We start from the raw sequence: 4,588 nt of genomic DNA, 5'->3' as shown, positions 1-4,588 counted from the left end.
CGCTTACGAACACTACAAATTAAACAAAATTACATTGAAGAGATGTCTGTAATCGAAGAAAAAATAGGGGGAATTTGGTAATGAAAAAAAGTTTATTAGGACTTATGCTAGCCACGGCGGCAATGGCGCAAATCACGATAAGTGACGCGCAAATGAAGAAAATGGGTGTGGTGGTTGAACAAGTACGAATGATACAGTCTGAAGCTATGGGCCCTTTTATCGGAACATTCGATTACAGTGACAAAGGGGCAATGAATTATACGTTAAGCGGTGAAGCTACGGTAGCAGAGTTGATGAAACAAACGGGAGATACGGTTAAGAAAGGTGAGGTCGTTTGTACGATTGCATCATCTGAATTGCTATCAAGCAGCTATGAACTCAACGATCTTCGTAATCGCCTTAAATTAGCCCAAGAATATGCCCAAAAAGATTATGTTCTCTACAAAGATGGAGTGATCTCATTACGTGAGTCACAAAAGAGTACACTAGAAGTTATGAGCTTAAAATCTAAAATAGCTGAAATCGAGAACCGTTTTATTTTTTCAGGTGCGGATATTCGCCCAAAAAATGGAATGATGTTTACCATACGCTCACGCCAAAATGGAATTTTGGCACACGCTCCTCTTAAAGCAGGAGAAAAGATTGAACCGTTTGTCCCTTATTTAAAGATAGCCAGAGCAAATGCACTTAGTGCTTTTATAAAAATTCCTCCTAAAATGATTGGAAGCATTCATAAAGGGGCATTGGTAAGTGATAAAACGGGCTCACAAGCGGGGAAAATCACGGCGATATCTTCTGCTGTTGATGTGATGAACAATTCAGCTACTGCTATAGCTGTTTTACATTCAAATAATACTTATCGGGCAGGGACATCGGGAGAATTTTATATCGCTTCAACCCAAACGGATAAATGGATGTTATTACCACGATCGTCTGTTACAAAATATAAGAAAAATGATATTTGTTTCGTCAAAACAGCAGGGGGCTTTAAGCCTAAAATTATTCAGATTCAAAAAATTTATAAAGAACACATAGCAGTCAAACCAGAGGGCTTTAACGCAACAACAGAGGTCGCAAGCGATGGGGTCATTACTCTCAAAGGCGCATTAAGCGGATTAGGATTTGAATAATGCTTAACTCAATTATTGAATTTTCGCTCAAACAACGACTTATTGTTATTCTCCTCTCTTTAGCGTTATTTGGGTATGGAGTTTATTCATTTTATAAAATACCGATTGATGCGTTTCCTGATATTTCATCTACGCAGGTAAAAATCATTTTAAAAGCACCAGGGATGACACCTGAAGAGGTTGAAAACCGTGTTGTTAAACCACTTGAAGCCGAGTTGTTAGGACTTGAAAATCAAAAGCTTCTTAAGAGTACTTCCAAATATGCTATCGCAGACATCACGATCGATTTTAATGACGGCACTGATATTTATCGTGCACGCGCACAGGTCTCTGAAAAACTTGCATCGCTTTTGCCGACACTCCCTAAGGGAGTTAATGGTGGTATGGCCCCTATTACTACTCCCTTGGGTGAAGCCTTTATGTTTACCATTGAAGGGAGTTTGAGCCAAAAAGAGAAACGTGAACTTCTTGATTTTGTTATCCGCCCAGTATTACGGGGAGCAAAGGGTGTTGCTGATGTAAATGCTCTTGGCGGTGAATCACGTGCCATCGTAGTACAACCCGATTATACCGCAATGCAAAATCTGGGAATACCACTGAGTATGCTTCAAGAGACATTGGAAAAAAATCTGAAAAATGACGGTGCAGGACGTGTCGATGCAAACGAAGAGAGTTATTTAGTTAAAGTTCAAAGCGGTGTTAAAGACGCAAGTGAAATCGCCAATATTACGATCCATTCCCATAATGGACCGATTCGTATAGGGGACTTTTGTGAAGTCAGAGATGATTCACGAACACGTCTTGGGTATGTGACAAAAGACGGTATCGGTGAAGCAACCGAGGGGCTCATTTTGACACTAAAAGGGGCGAATGCTCAAGAGACAATCGAGCAGATCAAAGAGAGACTCGATGAGCTCAAACCAATGCTCCCCGCAGGTGTTAGTATCGTTCCATTTTATGATCGAAGTGATTTGATCGAAAAGGCGGTAGGGACGGTTTCTAAAGCTTTGATTGAAGCTATTATCTTAGTCATTATTCTTTTGATGGTATTTTTGGGAGATGTACGTGCGGCGATTGCCGTGAGTGTCATTTTACCATTTTCCATTGCGATTGCTTTTCTACTCATGAAATATTTTGGGTTGAGCGCCAATCTGATGAGTTTGGGAGGGTTAGCGATAGCCATTGGTATGTTAGTCGATTCTGCGGTCGTCGTTGTTGAAAATTCTTTTGCAAAACTGAGTGAGAACGATACGTCACTTCCAAAATTACATCAGGTTTATCGCGCTACCAAAGAAGTAAGTACAGCTGTTTTCAGCGGTATTTTAATTATTGCGGTTGTATTTTTACCGTTATTGACACTGGAAGGGTTGGAAGGGAAATTATTTGCACCTGTCGCAATGACGATCGTCTTTGCACTTTTCGGTTCACTTTTTCTCTCTTTAACGCTCATTCCGGTTGTATGTTCTTTAATTTTAAAAAGTACCCCGCACAAAGAGACTTTTATCGGGCACTTTTTTACTCGTCTTTATGCACCAATGTTGAATTTTGCAATGACACGTACAAAAGTACTTTTTAGCGGAGCTATCGTATTCCTGATTTTGAGCTTTACATTATTTGCCTTTGTGGGGAAAAGCTTTATGCCGACCTTGGATGAAGGTGATATTATTTTAGGAATAGAGACCCCTCCTTCTATTTCGCTTGAAAAGTCCAAAGAACTCAATTTAGCCATACAACGTAGCTTAATTGAGCATGTTTCAGAGATTAAAACCATTGTAGCAAGAACTGGTTCAGACGAACTAGGGCTTGATCCTATGGGACTAAATCAAACGGACACGTTTATTATTTTAAAACCTCAAGATGAGTGGAAAGCTAAAAATAAAGAGGAGATTAAAAGTAAAATTCAAGAATCACTCAAAAATTTCCCAGGCATCAGTTTTAGTTTTACGCAGCCGATTGAAATGAGAATCTCAGAGATGTTGACAGGTTCTCGCGGTGATTTAGCAGTCAAGATTTATGGAAGTGATATCGATAAGCTGAATGAACTCAGTCAAAATATCGCGGATACACTTGGCGAAATCAAGGGCTCGTCTGAAGTGTTTACGACACTGAATGAAGGGGTAAATTATCTTAGTGTAAAGCCAAACCGAACAGAATCGGCTAAAACAGGTGTTGATACCGCTGAGCTTGAACTCTTTTTGAAAACAGCTTTGGAAGGGGTTACTATTGATGAGCTTTCCGTCGACAATACAAGAATACCGGTATTAATGCGATTTGACAGTGAAGTGTCACAGGATATGGAACTGTTTAAATCTCTTGAAATTCCGTTAAGTGATGGATTCTCGGTTCCTATTTCCAGTGTTGCTCAAATTGAAACGAGCGAAGGTGCTTTGAAAGTAGATCGTGAAAATGGACAACGATACAGTACGATACGTGCCAATGTTGAAGGACGTGATTTGGTCGGTTTTGTAGAAGAAGCGAAACAAAAAATCGATGCAAATATCAAACTTCCGCAAGGATACCGTATAGTATATGGTGGGCAATTTGAGAATCAGCAGCGTGCAGCTGCTAAGTTAATGACGGTTATCCCGATTAGTATAGGGGTCATTTTTCTCATTCTTTTCTTTACGTTCCGCTCTGTGAGTGCTACCGCACTTATTTTACTTAATATTCCGTTTGCGGTAACCGGAGGTATCATCTCATTGTATTTCAGCGGAGAGTATCTCTCTGTTCCGGCATCCGTCGGATTTATTGCTCTTTTTGGTATTGCCGTACTCAATGGAGTTGTGATGGTCAGCTATTTTAATACACTTTTGGGGAATGGTTATTCGATTGATGATGCAGTTACGGAAGGGGCGCGCAGACGGCTTCGACCCGTTCTTATGACCGCATTTATTGCTGCTTTAGGTCTTTTGCCATTACTATTTGCCTCAGGGATCGGAAGTGAAATCCAAAAACCATTGGCGATTGTTGTATTAGGGGGATTGGTGACATCCACTATTTTAACGCTCCTTATTTTGCCGCCTGCATTTAAAATAATTTACAAAAGAGGTAAAAAATGAGTTTATCAGGGATGGATATTTACTTTGAAATTGCCAATAAAGATACTTTAGTTGATTTATTGTTGGAAGAAGGATATGATGATTTTTACTTTTTCCCTTGCAAACGCTATAGCGCGACAGCACTTTTAAGGAGTGATGAAGAACAAGTAAGTGCAAGACGGGATTTTGGACTTTTTCGTCTTTTTCTGCATGAAACCGAAGCGATAGTTTTATCAGATGCTATTAAAAAAGAGTTAAAAGATAAAACGGTCAAAATATTTATGAATGGAATAAAAGAGTTATAAATGCGTATTCTAATAGCTGATGATGAACCGGAACTCTTGGAACTATTAGGCCTCTCTTTGCAAAATGGTGTATGGATTATCGATACGGCTGGAGAAGTAGAAGATGCAAAAGGGC

3 protein-coding genes are annotated in these 4,588 nt (G+C 39.7%); all 3 read left to right on the top strand.

Going from position 1 to position 4,588, the window contains the following annotated elements:
* Positions 1 to 80 precede the first annotated feature (80 nt).
* The 3 genes from PHR02_RS13075 to PHR02_RS13065 are packed head-to-tail and all read left to right on the top strand — an operon-like array spanning position 81 to position 4,473.
* Entirely contained in the window at positions 81 to 1,130 is a 1,050-nt protein-coding gene (locus tag PHR02_RS13075; protein WP_299992686.1) for an efflux RND transporter periplasmic adaptor subunit, read from the top strand.
* Entirely contained in the window at positions 1,130 to 4,189 is a 3,060-nt protein-coding gene (locus PHR02_RS13070; protein ID WP_299992684.1) for an efflux RND transporter permease subunit, read from the top strand. The genes PHR02_RS13075 and PHR02_RS13070 overlap by 1 nt, the downstream gene beginning before the upstream one ends.
* Entirely contained in the window at positions 4,186 to 4,473 is a 288-nt protein-coding gene (locus PHR02_RS13065; protein WP_299992683.1) for a DUF3240 family protein, read from the top strand. Before PHR02_RS13070 ends, PHR02_RS13065 begins: the two co-directional genes overlap by 4 nt.
* Positions 4,474 to 4,588 lie beyond the last annotated feature (115 nt).

Source organism: Sulfuricurvum sp., assembly GCF_028688295.1.
Lineage (GTDB): Bacteria > Campylobacterota > Campylobacteria > Campylobacterales > Sulfurimonadaceae > Sulfuricurvum.
Note: the sequence above shows the minus strand (reverse complement) of the source record. Positions and strands in the feature narration are given on the sequence as shown.